The 22,202-nt window shown below is 60.9% G+C and carries 22 protein-coding genes and 2 pseudogenes; 11 read left to right on the top strand and 13 right to left on the bottom strand.

The features are described from left to right. Nucleotides 1-26: 26 nt before the first annotated feature. The 5 genes from AC0L7P_RS19490 (at nt 27) to rpiB (ending at nt 3,612) form a co-directional block, all read left to right on the top strand. Nucleotides 27-848, top strand: a complete 822-nt coding sequence (locus AC0L7P_RS19490; RefSeq protein WP_473435810.1) for a transporter substrate-binding domain-containing protein — start codon at nt 27-29, stop codon at nt 846-848. 72 nt (nt 849-920) lie between these two features. After that, nucleotides 921-1,574: an amino acid ABC transporter permease gene (locus AC0L7P_RS19485; protein WP_473435809.1), complete on the top strand. Its 654-nt coding sequence runs from the start codon at nt 921-923 to the stop codon at nt 1,572-1,574. Between the two features lie 10 nt (nt 1,575-1,584). Then, on the top strand, nt 1,585-2,244 hold the full coding sequence (locus tag AC0L7P_RS19480; protein WP_473435808.1) for an amino acid ABC transporter permease: 660 nt from the start codon (nt 1,585-1,587) through the stop codon (nt 2,242-2,244). A gap of 30 nt (nt 2,245-2,274) precedes the next feature. Then, nucleotides 2,275-3,084 (top strand): amino acid ABC transporter ATP-binding protein, encoded by an 810-nt coding sequence (locus tag AC0L7P_RS19475; RefSeq protein WP_473435807.1) that lies wholly within the window; start codon nt 2,275-2,277, stop codon nt 3,082-3,084. 84 nt (nt 3,085-3,168) lie between these two features. Beyond that, complete coding sequence (gene rpiB, locus AC0L7P_RS19470; protein WP_473435806.1) at nt 3,169-3,612, top strand: ribose 5-phosphate isomerase B; 444 nt, start codon at nt 3,169-3,171, stop codon at nt 3,610-3,612. Between the two features lie 3 nt (nt 3,613-3,615). On the opposite strand, the gene AC0L7P_RS19465 is transcribed toward rpiB, so the two are convergent. From AC0L7P_RS19465 to AC0L7P_RS19430, 8 genes are read right to left on the bottom strand one after another with little or no spacing between them, the layout of a single operon-like run. Then, nucleotides 3,616-4,011 carry a RidA family protein gene (locus AC0L7P_RS19465; RefSeq protein WP_473435805.1) on the bottom strand — a complete coding sequence of 132 codons (396 nt, stop codon included), beginning with the start codon at nt 4,009-4,011 and terminating at the stop codon, nt 3,616-3,618. Beyond that, entirely contained in the window at nt 4,001-4,402 is a 402-nt protein-coding gene (locus AC0L7P_RS19460; RefSeq protein ID WP_473435804.1) for an acyl-CoA thioesterase, read from the bottom strand. Before AC0L7P_RS19460 ends, AC0L7P_RS19465 begins: the two co-directional genes overlap by 11 nt. 16 nt (nt 4,403-4,418) lie before the next feature. After that, nucleotides 4,419-6,041 (bottom strand): AMP-binding protein, encoded by a 1,623-nt coding sequence (locus AC0L7P_RS19455; protein WP_473435803.1) that lies wholly within the window; start codon nt 6,039-6,041, stop codon nt 4,419-4,421. Continuing rightward, nucleotides 6,038-7,192 (bottom strand): acyl-CoA dehydrogenase family protein, encoded by a 1,155-nt coding sequence (locus AC0L7P_RS19450; protein WP_473435802.1) that lies wholly within the window; start codon nt 7,190-7,192, stop codon nt 6,038-6,040. The genes AC0L7P_RS19455 and AC0L7P_RS19450 overlap by 4 nt, the downstream gene beginning before the upstream one ends. Continuing rightward, nucleotides 7,192-7,995 carry an enoyl-CoA hydratase family protein gene (locus AC0L7P_RS19445; protein WP_473435801.1) on the bottom strand — a complete coding sequence of 268 codons (804 nt, stop codon included), beginning with the start codon at nt 7,993-7,995 and terminating at the stop codon, nt 7,192-7,194. The genes AC0L7P_RS19450 and AC0L7P_RS19445 overlap by 1 nt, the downstream gene beginning before the upstream one ends. Beyond that, nucleotides 7,982-8,461: a MarR family winged helix-turn-helix transcriptional regulator gene (locus tag AC0L7P_RS19440; RefSeq protein WP_473435800.1), complete on the bottom strand. Its 480-nt coding sequence runs from the start codon at nt 8,459-8,461 to the stop codon at nt 7,982-7,984. Before AC0L7P_RS19440 ends, AC0L7P_RS19445 begins: the two co-directional genes overlap by 14 nt. Further along, nucleotides 8,458-9,177 carry an SDR family NAD(P)-dependent oxidoreductase gene (locus AC0L7P_RS19435; RefSeq protein ID WP_473435799.1) on the bottom strand — a complete coding sequence of 240 codons (720 nt, stop codon included), beginning with the start codon at nt 9,175-9,177 and terminating at the stop codon, nt 8,458-8,460. Before AC0L7P_RS19435 ends, AC0L7P_RS19440 begins: the two co-directional genes overlap by 4 nt. Beyond that, nucleotides 9,174-11,468 (bottom strand): bifunctional salicylyl-CoA 5-hydroxylase/oxidoreductase, encoded by a 2,295-nt coding sequence (locus AC0L7P_RS19430; protein WP_473435798.1) that lies wholly within the window; start codon nt 11,466-11,468, stop codon nt 9,174-9,176. The genes AC0L7P_RS19435 and AC0L7P_RS19430 overlap by 4 nt, the downstream gene beginning before the upstream one ends. Before the next feature lie 168 nt (nt 11,469-11,636). Between AC0L7P_RS19430 and AC0L7P_RS19425 the strand changes: the two genes are divergently transcribed. Then, entirely contained in the window at nt 11,637-12,329 is a 693-nt protein-coding gene (locus tag AC0L7P_RS19425) for a nitroreductase family protein (protein ID WP_473435797.1), read from the top strand. 9 nt (nt 12,330-12,338) lie between these two features. Here AC0L7P_RS19425 and AC0L7P_RS19420 read toward each other — a convergent pair. From AC0L7P_RS19420 to AC0L7P_RS19400, 5 genes and pseudogenes are all read right to left on the bottom strand, one after another. Further along, nucleotides 12,339-14,008, bottom strand: a pseudogene (locus AC0L7P_RS19420) (sulfatase-like hydrolase/transferase). Nucleotides 14,009-14,064: 56 nt separating this feature from the next. Next, the gene (locus AC0L7P_RS19415; protein ID WP_473435796.1) at nt 14,065-15,435 is read right to left on the bottom strand and encodes a sensor histidine kinase; all 1,371 of its coding nucleotides are present in this window, start codon (nt 15,433-15,435) and stop codon (nt 14,065-14,067) included. Continuing rightward, the gene (locus tag AC0L7P_RS19410) at nt 15,432-16,091 is read right to left on the bottom strand and encodes a response regulator transcription factor (RefSeq protein WP_473435795.1); all 660 of its coding nucleotides are present in this window, start codon (nt 16,089-16,091) and stop codon (nt 15,432-15,434) included. Before AC0L7P_RS19410 ends, AC0L7P_RS19415 begins: the two co-directional genes overlap by 4 nt. A gap of 394 nt (nt 16,092-16,485) precedes the next feature. Then, nucleotides 16,486-17,544, bottom strand: coding sequence for a chromosome partitioning protein ParB (locus tag AC0L7P_RS19405; protein WP_473435794.1), 1,059 nt, complete (start codon nt 17,542-17,544; stop codon nt 16,486-16,488). A gap of 1 nt (nt 17,545) precedes the next feature. Further along, complete coding sequence (locus AC0L7P_RS19400; RefSeq protein ID WP_473435793.1) at nt 17,546-18,853, bottom strand: AAA family ATPase; 1,308 nt, start codon at nt 18,851-18,853, stop codon at nt 17,546-17,548. A 383-nt stretch (nt 18,854-19,236) separates the two neighbouring features. Here AC0L7P_RS19400 and AC0L7P_RS19395 point away from each other — a divergent pair, with 383 nt between their 5' ends. The 5 genes and pseudogenes from AC0L7P_RS19395 to AC0L7P_RS19375 form a co-directional block, all read left to right on the top strand. Further along, on the top strand, nt 19,237-19,740 hold the full coding sequence (locus tag AC0L7P_RS19395) for a hypothetical protein (RefSeq protein ID WP_473435792.1): 504 nt from the start codon (nt 19,237-19,239) through the stop codon (nt 19,738-19,740). Next, entirely contained in the window at nt 19,715-19,936 is a 222-nt protein-coding gene (locus AC0L7P_RS19390; RefSeq protein WP_473435791.1) for a hypothetical protein, read from the top strand. The genes AC0L7P_RS19395 and AC0L7P_RS19390 overlap by 26 nt, the downstream gene beginning before the upstream one ends. A gap of 107 nt (nt 19,937-20,043) precedes the next feature. After that, on the top strand, nt 20,044-20,373 hold the full coding sequence (locus AC0L7P_RS19385) for a hypothetical protein (protein ID WP_473435790.1): 330 nt from the start codon (nt 20,044-20,046) through the stop codon (nt 20,371-20,373). A 70-nt stretch (nt 20,374-20,443) separates the two neighbouring features. Next, nucleotides 20,444-22,050, top strand: a pseudogene (locus AC0L7P_RS19380) (carboxyl transferase domain-containing protein). Nucleotides 22,051-22,059: 9 nt separating this feature from the next. Continuing rightward, nucleotides 22,060-22,202 (top strand): biotin carboxylase N-terminal domain-containing protein (locus tag AC0L7P_RS19375; RefSeq protein WP_473436220.1); only part of this gene is annotated, 143 nt, incomplete at its 3' end.

Below are 22,202 nucleotides of genomic sequence, written 5' to 3'. Positions count from 1 at the left end.
ATCGTTCACCAGAGGGAGAAGAAACCATGAACACACCGATACTGAAAGGCGCCGCTGCGGCGATCGCCTTTGGCCTTGCCTTGGCGGCACCCGCCAACGCCGATCTGTTGGCCGATATTCAGGCCAAAGGCACCATTGTTGCCGCAACCGAGATGCACTTTGCGCCGTTCGACATATTGGTTGATGGCGAATATCAGGGCATCGGGCGCGATTTGTTCGATGAGGTCGCCAAGGAACTGGGCGTAAAGGCCGAATATCTTGACCTGCCCTGGTCAAGCATCCTGCCCGGTCTGGAAGCGAACAAATTCGACATCGTCAACGCGCCGGTCACCATCACCGCCGAGCGGGTAAAACGGTACAGTTTCACCCTGCCCGTCGGCAATGCAACTGTCGCGTTGGTCAAAAAGGCCGGTGACGACAGCGTATCCGCCCCCGCCGATATTGCGGGCAAGGCGGTTGGGTCGCAAAAAGGCTCGGCGCAGTTGGAACAGCTCAAGGCGTTTTCGGCCACCTTGCCGGAACCCGCCGATATCCGCGAATATGTGAACATCGACGAAGCCCTGGCCGATCTGGCAGCGGGCCGGATTCAGGGCGTGGCAAACTCCATGCCCCTGATGGGTTATGCGGCGGTTGAGCGCCCCGAACTGTTCAAACTGGTGATGCCGCCCTTTGGCGATCCGAAATTCTTTGGCTGGGTTGCCCGCCCCGGTGACGAAAGCGCCAGCCTGATCGAAGCGATCAACGCCGCTCTGGTGAAGATGCACAAAGATGGCCGCCTTGACGCCATCAACGAAAAATGGCTGGGCGCGGCGCCTGAATTGCCAATGACCATGCCCGAGGTTCAGTAACCTCTGTCGTTCACCGGTCCGGCGTTTTGCCGGGCCGGACCCATCTGTCTTGCTTTGCGAGGGGCACGCGCCGTGAACTTTTCTTTCGACGTCATCATTCACAATTTGCCCTATCTGATCGGTGCTGCAAAATGGACGGTGCTGATTTCGCTGGCCGGAATGGCAATCAGTATCCTGCTGGGCATTGTCATCTGTGCCGCCCGCATTTCCGGCACCGCAGGACTGCGCCGTGTGGCTGCTGTTTACATCAGTTTCTTTCGCGGCGTGCCTTTGCTGGTGCAACTGTTGTTGTTTTTCTATGTATTGCCCCATATCGGGCTGGATTTACCGGCGGTCGTGGCGGCAATTCTGGCGGTGGGCATGTGTTCGGCGGCCTATACCGCCGAAATCCTGCGCGGTGCGCTGCAAACCATTCCCGCCGGGCAAACCGAGGCGGCCAACGCCCTTGGCATTCCGCCCCTGTCCCTGTGGCGGCGCATTCTGATACCACAGGCGCTTCGCCTTGGCATGCCATCGCTGATCAATGAACTGATCCTGCTGGTCAAGGTATCGTCCCTTGCCTCGGTGGTCGGGATTGGCGAACTGACCCGGGTTGCCCAGAACATCACCGGCCAAACCTATCGCCCGCTGGAAATCTATATTGCCGCCGCCGCGATTTATTTCGTGATCAACTTTGCCATTGCGCAGTTGGGCCGGATGGCCGAACGGCGGCTGGAACTGGGTTAGGGGCGCGCACATGGAATTTGATCTTTTCCTTCGCTATGGCCCCGCGCTGCTGCATGGTTTTGGCGTGACGATCCTGTGCTGGATCGTCGGGTCGTTCGGCGGCGTTGTTCTTGGCTTTGCCATTGCCTGTCTTTACCGCTGGTCCTCTCGGCCCGTGCGCTGGGTGTTGCAAACCTATATCGAGATCATTCGCGGCACGCCGTTCATGATTCAACTTTTCATCCTGTATTATGGCGGGCCGAATGTGGGGCTGGTTTTGTCACCGATTCAGGCTGGCATTCTCAGCTTTGTGATCTATGGCAGCCCCTATTTCTCAGAGATTTTCCGCTCTGGCTTTAACGCGATCCCCACCGGACAGCTTGAGGCGGCGCGTTGTGTGGGCCTGGGCGAGGGAACGATCCTGCGCCGCATCGTGTTGCCGCAAATGTTGGTGCTGATCACGGCCCCCCTGACCAATTTCGTCATCATCCTGACCAAGGAAACCGCGATCCTGTCGGTGGTGACAGTGCCCGAGCTGCTGTACGAAACCCAAACCATGGCCGCCGAAACCTTTACCTATATCGAACCTTTTCTGGTTCTTTCGGTGTTTTACTGGATTCTTGTCGTGGCCACCTCATGGTTGGGCAAGAAAGTAGAGGCGCGTGCCATGCGCCACCTGAAACGCGCCTGACGCTCAATTCCTGAAAGGACGATGTGGCCAATGCCCAAACCTGCCGCCGCCGCCAACGACGATCCCATCATCACCCTGCGCAATATGTCCAAGAAATTCGGCGACTTTCAGGCGCTCAAGGATATCACGATCGACGTCCGCCGGTCCGAGGTGCTGTGCCTGATCGGGCCTTCGGGGTCGGGCAAAAGCACCCTGTTGCGCTGTCTGAATTTCCTCGAACACTACAACGACGGCGAGGTGCGCATGGACGGTGTGCTGATCGGATGGCAGGACGGCGCCGCACAACCGCGCAAACCCCTTGCCTCAACCGCCCTGCGCCAACAGCGGCGCCGGATCGGCATGGTGTTTCAACAATTCAACCTGTGGCCCCATTTCACCGCATTGGAAAACGTGGCCGAGGCCTTGCTGCGGGTGCGCAACCTGCCCCGTGACGAGGCCCGCCGCCGCGCCGAAGCGGCCCTTGAAAAGGTAAACCTGAAAGACAAGGCCGGGAATTACCCCTCGGGCCTGTCGGGCGGTCAGCAACAACGCGTCGCCATCGCCCGGGCCATCGCCATGGAACCTGACGTGATGCTGTTTGACGAACCGACATCGGCCCTTGACCCCGAATTGGTGGGCGAGGTTCTGAACGTGATGAAGGAACTGGCCGCCGAGGGCATGACCATGGTTGTTGTCACCCATGAAATGGGCTTTGCCGCCCATGTGGCCGACAGGGTGGCGTTTCTGGACAAGGGCCGTCTGGTGGATTGCGTCCCCCCCGCCGAAATATTCAGCCGCGAACCGGACGATCCGCGCATCGCGTCATTCCTTCAAACCTATCGCGAACGCAATGTGGTGTGATCGGCTGTTATCGTTTGAACACCCGGACGATTGGCGCGACAAGGGGCGCATGCTCCATACCGCCACAATCGGACCCATCTTCCCATGACCAGCAACAACCGCATCGTTCTTTCCAGTGACCACGCCGCCATTCCACTGCGGCAGGCCATCGCCGCCCATATCGCCACCCTCGGCTGGGAACCGGTGGATATCGGCCCGACAACACCAGAAAGCACCCATTACCCCAAGCACGGCCAGGCGGCAGCACAGCGCATCACCTCTGGCGATTGCCGGTTGGGCATCATCCTGTGTGGCACCGGCCAGGGCATCATGATGGCGGCGAACAAGGTAAGCGGCATCCGCTGCGGTGTCTGCGCCGATCCGTTTTCGGCCCGCATGATCCGCCAGCACAATAATGCCAACATGCTGTCACTCGGGGCGCGTGTGGTGGGCGATGCCCTGGCGCTGGAAATCGTCGAAGCGTTTCTGAGCGCCGATTTTGAGGGCGGCCGTCACGCCACGCGGGTGGATATGATCGAGGCGCCGTAACCCTTACCCCAGATGCGCGGTCGCCTCGATTTCAAGCAGCGCCTCATCCTCGATCAGGCCCGCCACCACCACCATGGACATGGCGGGAAAATGCTTGCCGAACACATCGCGATAGGCGGCGCCAACTTCGCGCTGGCGGGCAAGATATTCGCGTTTGTCGATCACGAACCACGTCAGGCGGGTCACATCGCTGGCCCTGCCGCCTGCCGCCTCGACGATGGTAACGATATTGGCCAGGGCCTGACGCATCTGACCAATGAAATCATCCGTGACAAAGCGTTGTTCGCCGTTCCAGCCGATCTGACCACCAATATGCAGGGTGCCATCCTTGGCCAGCATTCCATTGGCATAGCCCCGGGCGGGCACCCAGCCTTCGGGTTGAATGATCTTATGGGTCAATGTCTTTTTCCTTCATGTTCAATAGCTTTTGTCTGATCCCGGCAGGCCACGGGGCGGGCCGACCATCGGCATCTGTATGCACCAGCGTCGCCTTGGCGATGAAACGCTGTTCGGCGCCCGCGCGCGCAATCATCCGATACCCCAGCGACGTGCGCCCGACCCTTTCAACGATCATTTCCAGCGTCAGGTCATCACCATGGCGGCTGGGGCTGCCAAAGGTGGCCTGAATATCAACGGTCGGCACGCCCCCATCGCCCATGAGCGTTTCAAACGGCCAATCCAGCGCCTTGTCGAAAAAATCTTCGACGCAATCGTTGATCATTTCAAAATAGCGCGGGAAAAAAACAATACCCGCCGGATCACAATGGCGGAACAGAACCTTTTGGTGCATCTCAAACGCCATCGGCCTATGCTCCGGGCCGCAGGCGGAACCGCTGAATCTTGCCGGTCGATGTCTTGGGCAGGGTTTGCGCAAACCGGATGCTGCGGGGATATTTATAGGGCGCGATCGCTGCTTTTACGTGATCTTGCAACAGTTTTACCGTTGCATCGGTGGCCGCCGCCGGATCGTTCAACACCACATGGGCCTCGACGATCTGGCCCCGTGTGTCATCGGGCGCGCCGATCACCGCACATTCGGCCACGGCGGGATGGGCCAGCAATGCCGCCTCAACCTCGGGGCCGGCGATGTTATAGCCGGATGACAGGATGATATCGTCATTGCGCGCGGCAAAGTGGAAATAGCCGTCTTCGTCCTGCACGAAACTGTCGCCGGTGATGTTCCAGCCGTCCAGAACATAACCCTTCTGCCGCTCGCCGCGCAGATACCGGCACCCGGTCGGCCCGCGCACGGCAAGCCGCCCCATGGTGCCGCGCGGGGCTTCGGTGCCGTCCCGGGCAACCACCTTGGCCTCGTATCCGGTGACGGGTTTTCCGGTGCAGGCCGGGCGGTGATCGTCAAACCGGTTGGTGATAAAGATGTGCAACATTTCCGTCGCGCCGATCCCGTCAAGCATCGGTTTGCCGGTCTGGGCCTTCCAGGCGTCATAGACTGGCGCCGCCAGGGTTTCGCCCGCCGAAACCGCAGCGCGCAGGCTGCTCAAATCGGCGCCGTCCTCCATCGCCTGCAACATCGCACGATAGGCGGTGGGCGCGGTGAAACAGACCGTGGCGCGGTATTTCTGGATGATCTCGATCATGTTGGGCGGCGATGCGGTTTCCAGCAGGGTTGCCGCCGCCCCAAACCGCAGGGGAAACACCGCCAGCCCGCCCAACCCAAAGGTGAACGCCAAAGGCGGCGAACCGACAAAGACATCCTCGGGGGTCACGGCCAGAACCTCGCGCGCATAGCCATCGGCGATGATCAACAGATCCCGGTGAAAATGCATCGTCGCCTTGGGATCGCCGGTTGAGCCTGAGGTAAAGCCCAAAAGCGCCACGTCATCCTGCGCGGTATCCACCGCCTGAAACGCCACAGGTTTTTCCAGCGCCAGCCGGTCAAGTTCGGCGTCGTGGTTGGATGTGCCGTCGAAACACACAACCCGTTGCAAAAACCGGCTGTCCTGCGCGCAACTGTCCATTTCGTCGAAAAGCCGGGTATCGCACAGGGCCAGGGTGATTTCGGCCTTGTCGATATATTTGGCCAACTCGCCCGCGCGCAGCATCGGCATGGTGTTCACCACCACCGCGCCCGCCTTTGTCGCGGCCAGCCAACAGGCCACCATGGCGGGGTTGTTGGCTGACCGGATCAAAACCCGGTTGCCAGGTTTCACCCCCAGATCATCAACCAGGGCATGGGCCAGACGGTTGGTCCAGTCGGTCAGCTCCTTATAAGTACGCCGCCGCCCGTTGCCGATCAGGGCCGTGTGATCACCAAACCCCCGGGCCACCATGGCATCGGTCAGTTCAACCGCCGCATTCAACCGGTCGGGATAATCGAACCCGTCCAGCAGGATATCGGGCCATTGATCCGCCGGAGGCAGGTTGTCACGCGCGAATGTGTCGGTATGTGCGGACGGTCGGAGGGTCATGTTACATCTTCCTCATATGCGCTGCGGGTTGACCGGGCGATGATGATCTTTTGCACATCCGTTGCGCCCTCATAGATGCGCAGGGCACGGATATCGCGATAGAGCCGTTCAACCGTCGCCCCCGATTTCACGCCATCCCCGCCGAAAAGCTGCACCGCCTTGTCGATGACGATCTGCGCCTGTTCCGTGGCAAACAGTTTTGCCATCGCCGCCTCGCGGGTGATGCGGGGCGCGCCGGAATCCTTGGCCCAGGCGGCGCGATAGATCAGAAGCGCCGCCGCATCGATATCCAGCGCCATATCCGCGATATGCCCCTGCACCATTTGCAGATCAAACAACGGCGCACCCTGTACACGGCGGGCAAGGGTGCGGCCCAAAGCCTCATCCAGGGCGCGGCGGGCAAACCCAAGGGCCGCTGCCGCCACGGTGGAACGAAACACATCCAGCACCGACATGGCGATCTTGAACCCCTGCCCCGGCCCGCCCAACATGGCACTGACCGGCACCCGGCAATCGGTGAACCCAAGGGTCGCCAACGGATGCGGCGCGATGGTTTCAAGGCGTTCCGCAATCGTTAACCCCGGTGTGTCGGCAGGCACCACAAAGGCCGTCAGGCCCCGCGCGCCGGGCGCCTCGCCGGTGCGGGCGAATACCGTGTAAACGTCGGCAATGCCGCCGTTGGAAATCCACGTCTTTTCGCCGTTCAGCACATAATCGTCACCATCGCGGGTGGCCGTCATGGTGGAATTGGCCACGTCCGAACCAGAGCCGGGTTCTGTCAATGCAAAGGCGGAAATCGCGCGCCCTGTCCGGGTCAGGGGCAACCATTCGCCCTTTTGCGCGTCGGTGCCAAACAGGGAAATCGCCCCGGTGCCCAGCCCCTGCATGGCAAAGGCGAAATCCGCCAATCCATCGTGGCACGCCAGGGTTTCGCGCGCCAGACAAAGGGTGCGCACATCCAGCGTGCCGGTTTCGCTGGCGGTCGGTTCCAGAATGCCCGCCGCGCCCAGGGTGGCGACCAGATCGCGGCAGGCATTGTCGGTGTCGCCGTGATCAACATGCAGACCGGCGGCCACGTCATTCACCCGCGCCGCCCATGCCCGGTGGGCCGGGTCGAAAAACGGCCAGTCGAGAAAGGTCTTATCAGCCATCAATCCCCCTCAAACACCGGTTTTTCCTTGGCAACGAACGCATGAAAAGCGCGGTGGAAATCCTGCCCCTGCATACAGATCGCCTGTGCCTGCGCCTCGGCCTCGATGGCCTGTTCAAGGCCCATGGACCATTCCTGTGCCAGCATGGTTTTGGTCATGGAATTGGCAAATGTCGGCCCTGCCGCGATCCGGCGTGCCATATCCATGGCCGCGCCCTCCAAGGCGTCGGCCCCCGCCAGACGGTTGAAAAACCCCCAAGCGTGGCCTTCCTCGCCCGACATGGAGCGGCCCAGATATAACAACTCCGCCGCGCGGCCCTGTCCGATGATCCGGGGCAGGATGGCACAGGCGCCCATGTCACAGCCCGCCAGCCCGACCTTGTTGAACAAAAACGCCACCTTTGCGCCCGGTGTCGCCACCCGCAAATCCGATGCCATGGCCAGAATGGCCCCTGCCCCGGCGCAAATCCCGTCAACCGCCGCAATCACCGGCACACCGCAACCGATGATCGCCTTCACCAGATCGCCGGTCATCCGGGTAAAGGCCAACAGCTCTTTCATCGACATTTTGGTCAGCGGCCCGATGATATCATGGACATCGCCCCCCGATGAAAAATTGCCCCCATTGGGCAGGATCACCACCGCATGCACGCCGTCGCGGTAGGGCAGCGCGCGAAACCAGTCGCGCATCTCGGCATAGCTTTCAAAGGTGAACGGGTTTTTCCGTTCGGGGCGGTCCAGCGCGATCCGGGCGATGCCATCGGCGATTTCGCAGCGGAAATGTTCTGTTTCACTTTTTGCCATTGGCATTCTCCTTACCGCTTTTGCGATCCAACAGCGCAATCAGATCATGGGCCTCGCCCAGCTCCAACCCGCCCAACAGCTCATCAATCCAACGCTCATGCTCGGCTGCGAGCATGGCGAACCTGTCATGGCCCTTGGGGGTCAGCCGCGCAATCTGTGCCCGCCGGTCCCCCGGCAATGCAACGCGACAGGCCAGCCCGTCTTCGGTCAGGCGGTCGACAATACCGGTGACATTGCCGTTGGACACCTTCAGATAGCCGGAAAGGTCGCTCATCCGCAGACCCTTGGGATGGCGCGACAGGGCCGCCAGAACATCAAAACGGGGCAGGGTTGTGCCGTGTTGGTCACGCAAACGGCGCCGCAATTCCCCCTCGACGTGACCGGTCAGTTTCAGCATCCGCAGCCACAACCGCAGCCGGGTTTTCGAGGCGGGTTCTTCGCGGGTCAGTGCCGTTTGCGAAATCATATCTCGCCCCCCGACACGCTGAGCGCGTGACCGTTAATAGACGAGGCCCCGGCAGAGGCAAGGAACAGCGCGGTTTCAGCCACCTCATCCGGGGCGATCAACCGGCGCATGGGGTTGCCGCCCACCACCATCGACAGGGCCTTGTCGCGCGTCACATCAAGGCGCGCCATCACCCCGGCAATGGCATCTTCGGCCATTTCGGTATCAACAAAACCCGGGCAGATCGCGTTGCAGGTGATGCCGCGTTTTGCCACATCCTGCGCCACGGACCGCACCAGCCCCAACACCCCGTGTTTCGCCGCCGCATAGGCCGGGATCGTCGCGCCCCCCTGCAACGCGGCGGTCGAGGCGATGGCAATCAGCCGCCCGCCTTCGCCCATGGTATGCAACGCGGCGCGGAAACACAGGAAGGTGCCGGTCATGTTGACGGCAAGGGTGCTGTTCCACTGTTCCAGCGTCAGATCCTTGATCTTGGCGGGCTGCCCTGCCCCGGCGTTGGCGATCACCACATCAAAGGGGGTTTCGAACAACGCGGCAACATCCGTTTCCAAGGTGATATCGGCACTGTGGCACGTCATATCGTACCCTTTGGCGGTGACGTGCAATGGTTCACTGCGGCGACCGGCGATGGTCACATGATCGCCCTGCGCGGCAAACGCCCGGGCAATGGCGCGCCCGATGCCGGTGCCGCCGCCGGTGACAAGAATGTTTCTCATACCTTTATCGCCTCTGCTTCGCGGTCGGCCAGCCGCCACAACTGATCGCGCCCCGGCAAATAGGGCAGCGGCCAATCGGGTGCCGCGCGATCTCCGATTTTGGCCGCCTCGTGCAATGTCCAGTTCGGATCGGCCAAATGGGGCCGCCCCACCGCGATCAGATCGGCGCGCCCGGCCATCAGGATGGAATTGGCGTGATCCGCCTCGTAAATGTTGCCCACGGCCATGGTGGCAATTCCGGCCTCATTGCGGATACGGTCACTGAACGGCGTCTGAAACATACGGCCATAGACAGGTTTGGCATCGCTGCTGGTCTGGCCAGCCGACACGTCGATCAGATCGGCCCCGGCATCCCGGAACGCCCGCGCAATTTCCACCGCATCCCCCGGCCCGATGCCCTGTTCGCCCACCCAGTCATTGGCGGAAATCCGCACCGACATGGGTTTGTGCGCGGGCCAGACGGCACGCATGGCGGCGAAGACCTCCAACGGAAACCGCATCCGGTTTTCAAGCGTCCCGCCATATTCATCGCCGCGCTGGTTGGACAGCGGCGAGATGAAGGATGACAACAAATACCCATGGGCGGCGTGCAGTTCGATCATGTCGAACCCGGCCCGTTCGGCCATTTCAGCGGCGCTCACAAACTGATCGCGCACCATGTCCATTTCGGCGCGGTTGATTTCGCGCGGCGCCGCGTTGCCCTTTGACCACGGGGTCGCCGAGGCGCTGAGCGTGTCCCAGTTGCCGCTGGGCAGGGGCGCATCCATGTCCTCCCACCCCAGCTGGGTTGAACCCTTGCGCCCGGAATGGCCGATCTGACAACAGATTTTCGCGTCTGTTTCACCATGAACATAGGCGGTCAGCCTCTGCCATGCTGCCTCATGTTCCGGCGTATAAAGCCCGGGGCAGCCGGGGGTGATCCGGCCTTCGGGACTCACACAGGTCATTTCGGTGTAAACAAGGCCCGCGCCACCGGCGGCCCGCGCGCCGTAATGCACCAGATGCCAATCGGTGGGGCAGCCATCGACGGCCTTGTATTGCGCCATGGGCGACACCACGATCCGGTTTTTCAGGGTCATATCGCGCAGGTGAAACCCGGTGAACATGGGCGCACGCAGGCGAGCATCAGCCGGCATTCCGGCTTGGCTCATGAACCAGCGTTCGGCCCCTTCCAGCCATGATTTGTCACGTTCGCGCAGGTTTTCGTGACTGATCCGCTGACTTCGGGTCAGCATGGAATAATTCAACTGAACGGGATCAAGACCGAAATACCGCTCGACCTGTTCGAACCACTCCAATGAATTGCGCGCCGCCGATTGCAGGCGCAAAACTTCCAGCCGCCGCGCGTCTTCGTATTTGGCAAAGGCGGCCGCAAGGGTCGGTTCATCCTGCACGTAATTGGCCAGCGCAATCGCACTTTCCAGTGCCAGTTTCGTGCCTGATCCGATGGAAAAATGCGCCGTTGCCGCCGCATCCCCCAGCAGAACCACGTTTTCATGGCTCCACTTTTCGCACAGCACCCGGGGAAACCGCAGCCATGCCGAACCGCGAATGTGGTTGGCGTTGCTCATCAATGCATGGCCGCCAAGGTGATCCTTGAAAATCTCTTCGCAGATCGCAATCGTTTCCTGTTGCGACATGTCACCGAACCCGAAGGCATCAAAGGTATCTTGCGCACATTCCACGATGAACGTCGCGGTATCGTCGTCAAACTGATAGGCATGCGCCCAGACCCAACCGTGGGGCGTTTCCTCGAATATAAAGGTGAACGCATCCTTGAAGGTCTGATGGGTGCCCAGCCAGACGAACTGGCACAGCCGTTCGTCAATATCGGGGCGAAACGTATCGGCATAAAGCTGACGGGTTTTTGAATTCAGACCGTCGCCCGCGACCACCAGATCGTATTCGGCGGCATATTCATCGGCGCCGCGCGATTCAGTCTCAAACCGCAGATCGACGCCCAACTCGCGCGCCCGATCCTGCAACAACAGCAAAATCCGCTGGCGCCCGATGCCGCAAAACCCATGGCCCGATGACACCAGGCGTTCGCCCTTGAAATGCAGCGCGATGTCATCCCAATAGGCGAAATGCGCGCGGATCTTTTCGGCGCTTACCCGGTCATTCGCGGCGAGATTGTCAAGGGTTTCATCCGACAGAACCACGCCCCAGCCAAAGGTATCGTCGGCGCGGTTACGCTCTATCACCACCACCTCGTGGGCCGGATCGCGCAGCTTTATCGAAATCGCAAAGTACAGGCCCGCCGGACCTCCTCCAATGCAGGCAATACGCATCCGGGGCTTTCCTTTCTGATTCTGTCCCAACTCTAGGCCATGTGTTTATAATTTCAAACTTGAAATTTCATACATAAAGCAACCTAAACACACCCCCGCCGCAAAGTTTATTGCAATGGGCCAACGTCACCTTATACCTGACCCACCCAAAAGGATTGAGGCCCGTGCATGTTTTCCCGTGACCCTATCGAATATCAGGCAATCGCCCTGCCCGACCGCGCCGATCTTGAGGATGGCGAAATGCAGGCGCAAGCCAACGCGTTTCACGACAAGATGACGCGCCGCCATTCCGTGCGCGATTTCTGTGACAGGCCGGTGCCGCGCAGTGTGATCGAAACCTGCATTCGCACCGCCGGCACGGCCCCCTCGGGCGCCAACCATCAGCCCTGGCATTTCGTTGCAATCTCGGACCCGGAGTTCAAACACCGCATCCGTCTGGCCGCCGAGGAAGAAGAGCGGCAGTTCTATGAAGGCGGCGGCGGCGAGGAGTGGTTAAAAGCGCTGGAACCCATCGGAACGGACGAGCAGAAACCCCACCTTGATATCGCGCCCTGGCTGATTATCGTCTTTGCCCAAAGGTGGGGCGAATTCGACGATGGCACCCGGTTCAAGAATTACTATGTGCCCGAAAGCGTCGGCATCGCCACGGGGTTTCTGCTGACCGCGCTGCATCACGCCGGGCTGACCGCCCTGACCCATACGCCAAACCCGATGAAGTTCCTCAACGAATTGCTGGGCCGGCCCGCATCGGAAAAACCAACGATGATCATCGCCGTGGGCCACCCGGCAGAACATGCCACGGTGCCGAAAGTTGCCAAGATCAAAAAGCCGCTGGACGATATTCTGACCGTCGCGGATTAAGGCGCGGCGTCACCGATCCTGCCAGGGGGGCGCCTTTTGGCCGCGATAATGCTGTGACAATTCGGCGGGTGCATCGGTTTCATCGACAACACCCAGCAAAACGCCCTTGGTGCTGGGTTTGTCACGCATGGCGCGCAATGCGCTGTTGCTGATCGTGGTGCGTTGCGACGGGCGCCTTGCCCAATCGTTCAGCGCGGTGCGCAGACGTTGCACAACCACCCGACACTCTGGATCGCCCCCCAGATCATGCAATTCGTTCGGGTCGCTTTGCCGGTCAAACAGCATTGGGGGGAAATCACCCTCGAAATGGATCAGCTTCCACCGTTTGTCGGCAATCATGAAAATCCGCGCCTGAGCGGTATCCAGCGACAGGGCGTTGGCAAGGGGGCGCATGGAATAATCAATCTCGCAGATCGTATAATCGCGCAGCGCGGCTTTTTGCCGGTCATGCAGCACCGGGATCAGGGATTTCCCGTCCAGCAGATGATCGACGGCGCCCGGATCGCCCCCGGCAACCTCAAGAAAGGTTGGCACCAGATCAATGGATTCAACCATCTCATCACAGGTTGTTCCGCGCGTCGCATCGGCCCGTGGTGACGGATCATAAATAATCAGCGGCACCTTGACCGATGCGTCATGAAAGAACGTCTTTTCCCCCATCCAGTGATCGCCCAGATAATCCCCGTGATCCGAGGTGAGAACGATCATCGTGTCTTTCATCCGGCCTGTTTGTTCCAACCAGTCGAACAAGACCCCCATCTGATCGTCGCATTGTTTGACCAGTCCCATATAGGCGCCCAGCACCTTTTCGCGGACATCATCCCGTGAAAAGGCGGCACTGACCGGCGCTTTCATCATGCCTGCGAACACCGGATGCGCCTGATCGCGCTCGGCGTCACTGCGCACCGGGGGCAGGAAATCGGCCGGGCCATACATCGCGTGATAGGGGGCAGGCGCGATATAGGGCCAATGGGGTTTGATATAGGACAGATGACAGCACCATGGCGCATCCCCCTGCGCGGCGATAAATTCGATCCCTCGGCGGGTCAGATAGGGGGTTTCACTGTCTTCTTCGGCAATATTAGCGGCGCGGTCGCTGTTGTTCAGAAACCACCCCGACAGCACATTTCCCTGACCATCATTGCCCGAATTGGCGAAATCGTGCCACGGATTTGCGCCGGGATACCCCTTGGCGCGCAGATATGCGTTATAGGCCAGCGCGCCGCCTTCGTCGTAAAAACCATCGGGGCCTTGCGGGCGCATCCCGTCATCACGCTCGAACACATCAAACCCGCATTCGGCCACCCTGCCCCCGATCACGCTGTCCGGGTCCAGCCCAAGGCGCGCCATGCCATCGGTATCCGCCGTCATATGGGTTTTGCCCACCAGCGAACATTGCATCCCCGCCCCGCGCAGATAATCGCCCATGGTCCGCTCGCCCACCCGCAGGGGGATGTTGTTTGAACTCGCGCCGTGGCTGTCCACATAGCGGCCCGTATAGGTGGACATGCGCGACGGGCCGCACAGGGGGGATTGAATGGTCGCGCGATCAAACCGCACCCCCGCGCCGCCAGCCGGTCGATGTTGGGGGTCGCAAGATGGGGGTGGCCGTAACAGCTCAGGTAATCCCAGCGCAGTTGATCGAACATGATAAAAAGAATGTTTCGCGGCGCGGTCATTCCTGGCTCCGTCATCGGGTTGGCTGTCTTATCGCGCCATCAGTGGCACGTCGGGTTCATCCCGGCAATTCACCATCGCCCATTGGCGCCTGAAACGACGCCTCGAACCCCGCATCACGCCCCGGCGCAGGCGAACGCAGATCAAAGGCGCCGCCAGTATGCCGCGCGATCGTTTCGGCAATATACAGCCCAAGCCCAAAGCCGTTGCCCGAAACCGCCCCCCGCTGAAACCGCAGTTTCAGGCGGCCCAGTTCCCCTGGTCCAATGACCGGGCCAGCGTTCACCACACAGACCCGCCCTCCGGGCGACAGCGCCACGTCGATGGGGGTTTGCGGCGGGGCGTGTTGAAAAGCATTGTCGATCAGATTGCCAACCACCATGGCAAAGGCATCGGGATCAATCCGCGACAGCACCGGCGCATCCGGCAGATCGACGCGCAACCTGGGCGCGCGGTGGGCATCACGGCGGCTGTCCTCCAGCACCAGATCAAGAAGTTGGCAAATATCCTGCGGCGTTTCGGACAGGCCGATCCCCGCCTCGGCGCGGGCCAGTTGCAACAGCCGCACAACAAGGCGGGTCATCCGCTGCAAGGCCGCCTCGATGGCATTCAGGCGGGGCGATCCGCCCTCGCCTGCCTCGGCGCGCATCCGTTGAACCTGCGCCAGGGCGACGGCAACGGGCGTGCGCAATTCATGGGCGGCGTTGGTGGCAAAGGCGCGCTCGCCATCCAGCGCCCGGGACAGGCGGATCATGAACCCATTCAGCGACGCGGTGATCGCCCGCAGTTCCCTTGGCAATCCTGCGGCATCAATCGGATCAAGGCGGCCATCGTCGCGCCCGGCGATTTCGTCACGCAGCCGGTCCAGCGGCGCCAGCGCCCGCCGCCCGATCCAGCCCACCAAAAGCCACGCCAGAGGCAAAATGGCCAGCATCGGCACAAGCAACGAGAAAAAGCTCTGCCAGAACGCCTCGGCGCGTTCTTCGCGCGGGTCGCCAACCTGCATGGCAAAGCCGTCGCTGTTCAGAGGGGTCGTGTAAAACACATGGCTGGCCGTGGTGTCATATCCCCGCACGGCGCTGTCGGGAAATATCGCGCCCGGCGGGTCCGAAGATTGCATCAGAATCGCACCAGAGCGGTCAAGCAACCGAAACACCAATGCGCCGTCAATCGTCTCTATGCCATCACCGGGCAGGGTGTTTTCAATGGCGATGGGCACATTGACGCCTGCCGCCCTGCGCTGACGGAAATCGCTGGCAATCGTGGGAAGGAATACCCGCGCCGTGGCCTGAATTGTTGCGTCGGCCAGCTCCTCTTGTTCCGACTTCAGAACCAATGCCGAGGCAACAAGCCCCAAAAGCCAGACCGCGCCAAACCCCAGCACGACATACCGGGCCAAAAGCGCCGCAAGGCTGTGCCGCCCGATCATCCCTTGCCCATCCGGTATCCAAAGCCGCGCACGGTTTCCACGACCCCGCGCCCCAGCTTGGCCCGCAGGCGGCTGACATGTGCCTCGATCGCGTTGCTTTCCACCTCGTCGCCGAACCCGTACACGGCATCCTCAAGCTCGGCCTTGCTTACGGTGACATCGGGCCGCCGGCTGAGCCGGTCGAGGATCGACCATTCCTTGCGGGTCAGGCTGACAGGCGCGTCCGCCAGAAACACCGCCCGGGCGCCCGGAATGATCCGCACCTGACCAAAGCAATGCTCGGGCGCGCGGTTGTTGTCCGCCCGCCGCAAGATCGCCGCCACCCGCGCCAGCATCTCGTCCAGGTCATAGGGTTTGACAAGATAATCATCGGCCCCCGCCTCAAGCCCGGCGATGCGTTCGGTAATCCGGTCGCGGGCGGTAACAATCAACACCGGGGTGGTTGCCCCCCGGTCGCGCAGATCCCGCAGCAGGGTCAGGCCCTCACCGTCGGGCAGCCGCAAATCCAGCAGGATCAGATCATACCCCACCGCCCGCACCGCCGCCTGCCCATCCAGCAGCGTTTCGGCCAGATCAACGGCGTGGCCGGCGCTGCGCAGATGATCCGCCACCGCATTCGCCAGATCGGGTTCGTCCTCGACAACCAACAACCGCATTTCGTTTCCGCCTTTCGGGCTTTGCGTTCAGAAGGTGCCCGTCAGCCCCTTTTTGCACGCCGCATCCGCCACGTCATGTCAATTCAAGGCAATTTCCAATTTCGACGCGGCATTTCACAAGGTAAAGTGAGAATTCGATATCCGCACACCATATCTGGTGCCGCCAAGATCCGCGCCTCGGCCGGTGCTTCACGGTTTCCTACCGAGGCGCGGCGCTTTTTCTGGGCAAAGCGCGGCGCAACCGCCGCAGGGCGCGCAACCCGGTGATGTCCGATAAGGCAGGCACGGCGCACCTTTGCAATCCGGCATCTTTTGACAGATGACATCATGCCCAACGCCAATCGTAACCCGTGGGTTACCGCACCGCGCGGGTCGATAACCCATGGGTTACCTTTCAGTCATCCGCCCGCAACGCCGCCTCAAACGCCCGGATTGCCCTGTCCAGCCGGTCGCGCGGCACGCTGGTAAAATCCACCCGGCTCAGGATGCGGCACTCGCCCTTGCGCGCCGTGACCTTTACGTCGCCGACGTGAAACTCAAATTTCTCGCGCGCAGACGGGGCAGGGCGCGGGGCGGCGGGGGTGGCCGCCCCCTTGGCGACGAACGCACTCAGAATTTTCGCCTGGTCCTCGCGTTTCGTCGCCGCGCTCAGATCACGGCGCAGCGCATCTCCGCTCCCCTGCCCTGCCTTCAGGGCCCGTGCCACATCAACCCCCAGATTGCGCGCCACATCCTTGGGCCATTTCAAAGATGGGCCCAAGGCATCAAGCAGATACACAAAGCTGCGGATATAAGACCGCTTCATCTTGTGGAGCGAGCCATAGAGCCGCCCGACCAGGGCATCCGCCCCCTCCCCGTCCACCGACGGATCGGCAGCGGCGGTGATCGCAACCTGCGCCATTTCCGCAAAGGACAGATCTTCGCGCACCACGTTCTCTTCGACCATATCGACATAGCGCGCCAGTTGGTCGTCTTCGCTCTGGTCGACCCGCGCGATGACCTTGGCAAAGTCCGCGTCGCCGGTTTCCTCGAAAAGTTGGGTCAGCGCGGTCAGACGCCGCCAGCCCTTTTTCAACTGTCGCCGCCCGTCGGCAGCCACATAAACCTCGATCGGTTCGCGTTGGCCCCGGGTGCGGATCGAGGCTTTCAGCTCCTCCATCTCATCCGAGGCCGCGACCGCCTCAAGTTCCAGCCGGTCGCGGGGCAGGGCATCGGTGAACACATCCGCCAACGGCAGCGCAACCAGAACCCGCCCTTCGGCGGAGGCCTCGCGAAAGGCCTTTGCCTCATCCGCGTTCTGGCGCCGCTGAGCAACCTTCGCATCGGTCGCGCCCTGAAGGCTTTCGGCGGCATCGCGCACCGCAGCCCCCATCGGACCGACCGAACGTTCGCGCCGAGGCGATGCCTTTTCCGCCTCGATCGGCGCAAATCCAAACCGGTTCTTGCCCGCCATCTTATACCTCCTCCCGCTGCTCGTTGTGGGCTGTCCATGATGCCAGGACAGTATCGCGAAACTCAACATAGGCCCGGTCAAAGCTTTGTCGCGCCCGCTTCCATGTCTCGCGGGTCATTTGCCGGTAATCCTGTTCATAGACCGACATCTGAAACCGCCCCGATTGTTCAACCGCGCGGGTCATCTCGATGGGGTTGTTGCACAGATCCCCGTCAAACACGTTGCGAAAGGCATCCATCATGGCCGAATGCAGCGGGTTGTTCAGCTCAAACCTCGTCATCAACAACCTGATATCAAGAAACTGCTTGGGCAATTTGATCCCGGCATCCTCGGCCAGATCGGAAAACCCGTCCGAAATATCGTGCATCGCATCCCCCAACTGGCCCAGATAGCTGGTGGTGGAATCATACTCCCAATATCCCGGGCCCGAGGGAATATAGAGAATGTCGGCCGCAAAGGCCGCGTTCAGGGATTGATAGCCAATGGCCGGCGGGCAATCGAATACGATCAGATCATATTGGTCATCGGGCAGTTCATCCAGATACCGCGCCATACAGCCGAAAAAGCTCCACGCCTTGTGCAGCGAACGATATTGCGCGCTGGCAAATTCCACAAAGGCGGCATTGGCACAGGACGGGATAATGTCAATGGTGGGCCAGCAGGTGGACTGAATAAAATCCTGCACCCGCTGCGCGCCGATGGATTGCACGTCTTCGGGCAATTCATCCCCGGCAGGGTAGGGGCAATCGTCGGGGTCATCGTAACTGTCGGCGATCCGGTCCGCCTCGCGACACAGATCCCGGCACATGATGCCCCAGACCGTGTTCCATTCCTTTACCTCGGTCAGCCCCATCGAATGGGTCAGCGTCGCCTGGGGGTCAAAGTCGACACACAGCACACGATACCCGTCCAGCGCCGCGGCGTTGGCCAGATGTTGCGCCACCACGGTTTTGCCGACGCCGCCCTTGAAGTTCGACACCGCCACCCGCATCGCCCGCCCTTTGGGCCGCTTGGGCAACAGAGATTTACCCCGGAACCGCACCCGGCGGCGCAATTCGTTGATCTCGCCCAGGGTAAACCAGCGTTGCCGCCCGTCTTCCTCTGTTACGCCTTGGGGAAGCGACGGATCATCCGCCAGCTTCTTGCGCAGGGTGTCGGCGGGCACATGGAACATGAACTGGCTGATTTCCCAGATCGAGAAGGGGCGCAGGGCCTTGACCTCCCCGGGTGAAAACGTCGCCTTGCGCACGGCACTTTGCTGTACAAGGCTGCGTTCGTTCATCTGTTGCAGGTCTGAATGATCTCGCATGGCTCTACTCTTGTATTTTACCTCTGCACCCTGGATAACGCGAAAAATCACAAACCGCCATTCTGAATTTTTCTGTCCTGTTTCTTGGCTTTGATCCGCAGATAACGCGACAAATAGCGGGATGTGCCCCCAAGCGCCGGAAAATAGGGTGACAGAAATGGCGACACCCCACCAGAATACGTGACAAAATACGCGTATTTAGGGACAGTCTGGGTGTCCCCCTTCACCTGTGAACCATTTTCTCTTTATAAATTGGAAATCATCGGGACGATCCCGTCGAATTCATTTCGTTGACAAATAACGCGATTTCAGGCCTTAATCCATGACAGCGGGAATCGGACGAAAAGATTCGATCACGCCGGGGCAGAAGAAAGGCACAGGAAATGGGGCTGCAACACCGATTGATGGGCGCTGGGACCGGATCACATAAATACGACCTTCTGACGGCCATGGGCCTTGTCGGGTTACATGGATCGGCCAGCCAACACACATCCATGGCACGTTTGATTGTCATGGTCACCGCCCGGTATAACTGGGCAAGGGATGAAATCAGCATCGGTCAGCGGGATATGGCGCGGATGTGGGCGGTGAATGAACGGACCGCAAAGCGCGAAATCAAACGTCTGACCGATGCAGAGATATTGCTGTGCGTGCGCCCCGGTGTGCGGGGCAGGGTGGCAGCGTATCGGCTCAATTTCGCCGCGATCTGTGAACAATCCCGCCCGGCGTGGCTGTCGGTTGGGCCCGATTTTGCCGAACGGATGGAACGTCTGGTGCCCGCGCCATCGCCCCTGCGGGTAGATATTGCCCCCCGCCGCATCTGCGCCAACGCCAGTGGAAACAACGCCGCGATGGGGGCGGGTGCTGCGCAAGCTGGACGCCCTTGATCGCGCTTCATTCGAGGCGTGGTTCTCAAAACTTGAACTGATTTGCGATGCAACGCCCGAGGTCCACGTCAAGGCGACCAGCCCCTTCGTTGGCCGCTATATCGAAACCCATCTGAGCAAACGCCTGTTGCCGGTGTTCAATGCCGTCTATGGCCCGACGGCCAACCTGCGGATCAGCACCGGGGCGCCGTCGTAGAAAGGCACCTTATATCGTGGGTCGTCTGGCATCACCTACTGCATCTTGACAATGTTCGCATTATGTTCTATATCTGTCATCAGATCAGGAACCATAAGGTGAATGCCATGATGTCAGATCCGATCATCCCTTCAGGCGGTAACGATTATTATCGCCTGCCCACCAGTGAAAAACAGATGCGCTATGCGCAACAGATCGCGCAACGCCTTGGCCGCGCCATTCCGCAAGAGGCGCAACAGGATCGCCGGGCGCTGTCGCGCTGGATTGATGACAATCGCAATGCGGCCCAGCAACAGGCGGGCCGGTTTGGTCACTATCCCACCTCAAAACAGGTGGCGTTTGCCGAACGGATTGCCCGGGTGAAACGCCGCCATGTCCCGGATGAGTGTTTTCGCGACAAGGGCCTGATGTCGCGTTGGATCGACAGTAATATCTGACCGGCGCTCACTGGACTTGCGCTTTGCGGCCATTCGATGCCTCATGACTGAAAGACGAGTCAGGGGGGACATGGCAGTATTGAAATCCGGCGTCAGCGCGCGATCCGAAGGATTTGCCGCAAATGTCACGGCGCATCTTGCGGCCCTGTCGCCGGTCAGCGATGCCATTGATCTGGTCATGCAGGGCGGCGGGCCACGCGCCCGTGACCGACATCTGAGCCGGGGAAAACTGTTGCCCCGTGACCGGATCGCCGGGTTGCTTGACCCAGGCGCGCCGTTTCTGGAAATCGGCGCCTTTGCGGCCCATGACATGTATGATGGAGCGGCCCCCGGTGCGGGGGTAATTGCCGGTGTCGGGCGGGTTTCGGGCCAACAGGTGATGATTGTCTGCAATGATGCCACGGTGAAGGGCGGCACCTATTACCCCCTCAGCGTGAAAAAACACCTGCGCGCCCAGGAGATCGCCGAGGCCAACAATCTGCCCTGTGTCTATCTGGTGGACAGTGGCGGCGCCAACCTGCCCAATCAGGATGAAGTGTTCCCTGATCGTGACCATTTCGGCAGAATCTTCTTTAATCAGGCCCGGATGAGCGCGAAGGGCATCCCCCAGATTGCGGTTGTCATGGGCAGTTGCACCGCCGGCGGCGCCTATGTGCCCGCCATGTCGGATGTGACGATCATTGTGCGCGATCAGGGCACGATCTTTCTGGCCGGCCCCCTCTGGTCAAGGCCGCCACGGGCGAGGTGGTCAGCGCCGAGGATTTGGGCGGCGGCGATGTTCACACCCGCCTGTCCGGCGTGGCCGATTATCTGGCCCGTGACGATGCCCATGCACTGGCCCTTGCCCGGCGGGCCGTCGGTAACCTCAACCGTGCCAAACCCGCCAGCGTTGCCCTGGCCCCGGTGGAACCGCCCCTGTATGACCCCGATGAAATTCTCGGGGTTGTCCCGGCGGATCTGCGCACCCCCTATGACATTCGCGAGGTGATCGCGCGCATTGTTGATGGCAGCCGGTTTGACGAAATCAAAGCCCGCTATGGCACTACTTTGGTGTGCGGGTTTTCCCATGTGTTCGGCATGCCCGTGGGGATCATTGCCAACAACGGTGTCTTGCTCAGCGAAGCGGCCCTGAAGGGTGCGCATTTCGTTGAGCTGTGTTCCCAACGGGGAATCCCTTTGGTGTTTTTGCAAAACATCACCGGGTTCATGGTGGGGCGAAAATATGAAACGGGCGGTATCGCCAAGGACGGCGCCAAACTGGTGACGGCGGTTGCCACCACATCGGTGCCGAAAATCACCATGCTGGTGGGGGGATCGTTCGGCGCGGGCAATTATGGCATGTGCGGGCGCGCTTATGATCCGCGGTTTCTGTGGACATGGCCCAATTCGCGTATTTCGGTCATGGGCGGCGAACAGGCCGCCGGTGTTCTGGCCACCGTCAAACGCGACGGGATCGAGAGGGCAGGGGGCACCTGGACGCCCGACGAAGAGGCCGCATTCAAACAGCCGGCGATCGACATGTTCGCGCGCCAGTCTCATCCGCTTTATGCCTCGGCGCGGTTGTGGGATGATGGCATCATCGACCCGCGCAAATCGCGCGATGTGCTGGCCCTGTCCCTGTCGGCGGCCCTGAACGCCCCCATCCCAGAGACACGCTTTGGCGTGTTCCGCATGTGAGGTTGCGCCATGTTTGACACGATCCTGATTGCCAATCGCGGCGAAATTGCTTGTCGCGTCATCGCAACCGCCCGCCGTTTGGGGGTGCGCAGCGTTGCGGTATATTCCGATGCCGATGCGACAGCGCGCCATGTGCAGATGGCAGACCGCGC

The organism is Oceaniglobus sp. K40-3, assembly GCF_055808395.1.
The sequence above is the reverse complement of the archived record's forward strand: the minus strand, read 5'-3'. Positions and strand labels throughout refer to the sequence as shown.

Excerpts from the sequence above, each read along its gene's own strand:
- AC0L7P_RS19385 (WP_473435790.1), top strand. The coding sequence starts at position 20,044 with ATGATGTCAGATCCGATCATCCCTTCAGGCGGTAACGATTATTATCGC.
- AC0L7P_RS19395 (WP_473435792.1), top strand. The coding sequence starts at position 19,237 with ATGGGGCTGCAACACCGATTGATGGGCGCTGGGACCGGATCACATAAA.
- AC0L7P_RS19460 (WP_473435804.1), bottom strand. The coding sequence starts at position 4,402 with ATGCACCAAAAGGTTCTGTTCCGCCATTGTGATCCGGCGGGTATTGTT.
- AC0L7P_RS19435 (WP_473435799.1), bottom strand. The coding sequence starts at position 9,177 with ATGAGAAACATTCTTGTCACCGGCGGCGGCACCGGCATCGGGCGCGCC.
- AC0L7P_RS19480 (WP_473435808.1), top strand. The coding sequence starts at position 1,585 with ATGGAATTTGATCTTTTCCTTCGCTATGGCCCCGCGCTGCTGCATGGT.
- AC0L7P_RS19400 (WP_473435793.1), bottom strand. The coding sequence starts at position 18,853 with ATGCGAGATCATTCAGACCTGCAACAGATGAACGAACGCAGCCTTGTA.
- AC0L7P_RS19445 (WP_473435801.1), bottom strand. The coding sequence starts at position 7,995 with ATGGCAAAAAGTGAAACAGAACATTTCCGCTGCGAAATCGCCGATGGC.
- AC0L7P_RS19415 (WP_473435796.1), bottom strand. The coding sequence starts at position 15,435 with ATGATCGGGCGGCACAGCCTTGCGGCGCTTTTGGCCCGGTATGTCGTG.
- AC0L7P_RS19430 (WP_473435798.1), bottom strand. The coding sequence starts at position 11,468 with ATGCGTATTGCCTGCATTGGAGGAGGTCCGGCGGGCCTGTACTTTGCG.
- rpiB (WP_473435806.1), top strand. The coding sequence starts at position 3,169 with ATGACCAGCAACAACCGCATCGTTCTTTCCAGTGACCACGCCGCCATT.
- AC0L7P_RS19490 (WP_473435810.1), top strand. The coding sequence starts at position 27 with ATGAACACACCGATACTGAAAGGCGCCGCTGCGGCGATCGCCTTTGGC.
- AC0L7P_RS19450 (WP_473435802.1), bottom strand. The coding sequence starts at position 7,192 with ATGGCTGATAAGACCTTTCTCGACTGGCCGTTTTTCGACCCGGCCCAC.
- AC0L7P_RS19425 (WP_473435797.1), top strand. The coding sequence starts at position 11,637 with ATGTTTTCCCGTGACCCTATCGAATATCAGGCAATCGCCCTGCCCGAC.
- AC0L7P_RS19475 (WP_473435807.1), top strand. The coding sequence starts at position 2,275 with ATGCCCAAACCTGCCGCCGCCGCCAACGACGATCCCATCATCACCCTG.
- AC0L7P_RS19405 (WP_473435794.1), bottom strand. The coding sequence starts at position 17,544 with ATGGCGGGCAAGAACCGGTTTGGATTTGCGCCGATCGAGGCGGAAAAG.
- AC0L7P_RS19440 (WP_473435800.1), bottom strand. The coding sequence starts at position 8,461 with ATGATTTCGCAAACGGCACTGACCCGCGAAGAACCCGCCTCGAAAACC.
- AC0L7P_RS19410 (WP_473435795.1), bottom strand. The coding sequence starts at position 16,091 with ATGCGGTTGTTGGTTGTCGAGGACGAACCCGATCTGGCGAATGCGGTG.
- AC0L7P_RS19455 (WP_473435803.1), bottom strand. The coding sequence starts at position 6,041 with ATGACCCTCCGACCGTCCGCACATACCGACACATTCGCGCGTGACAAC.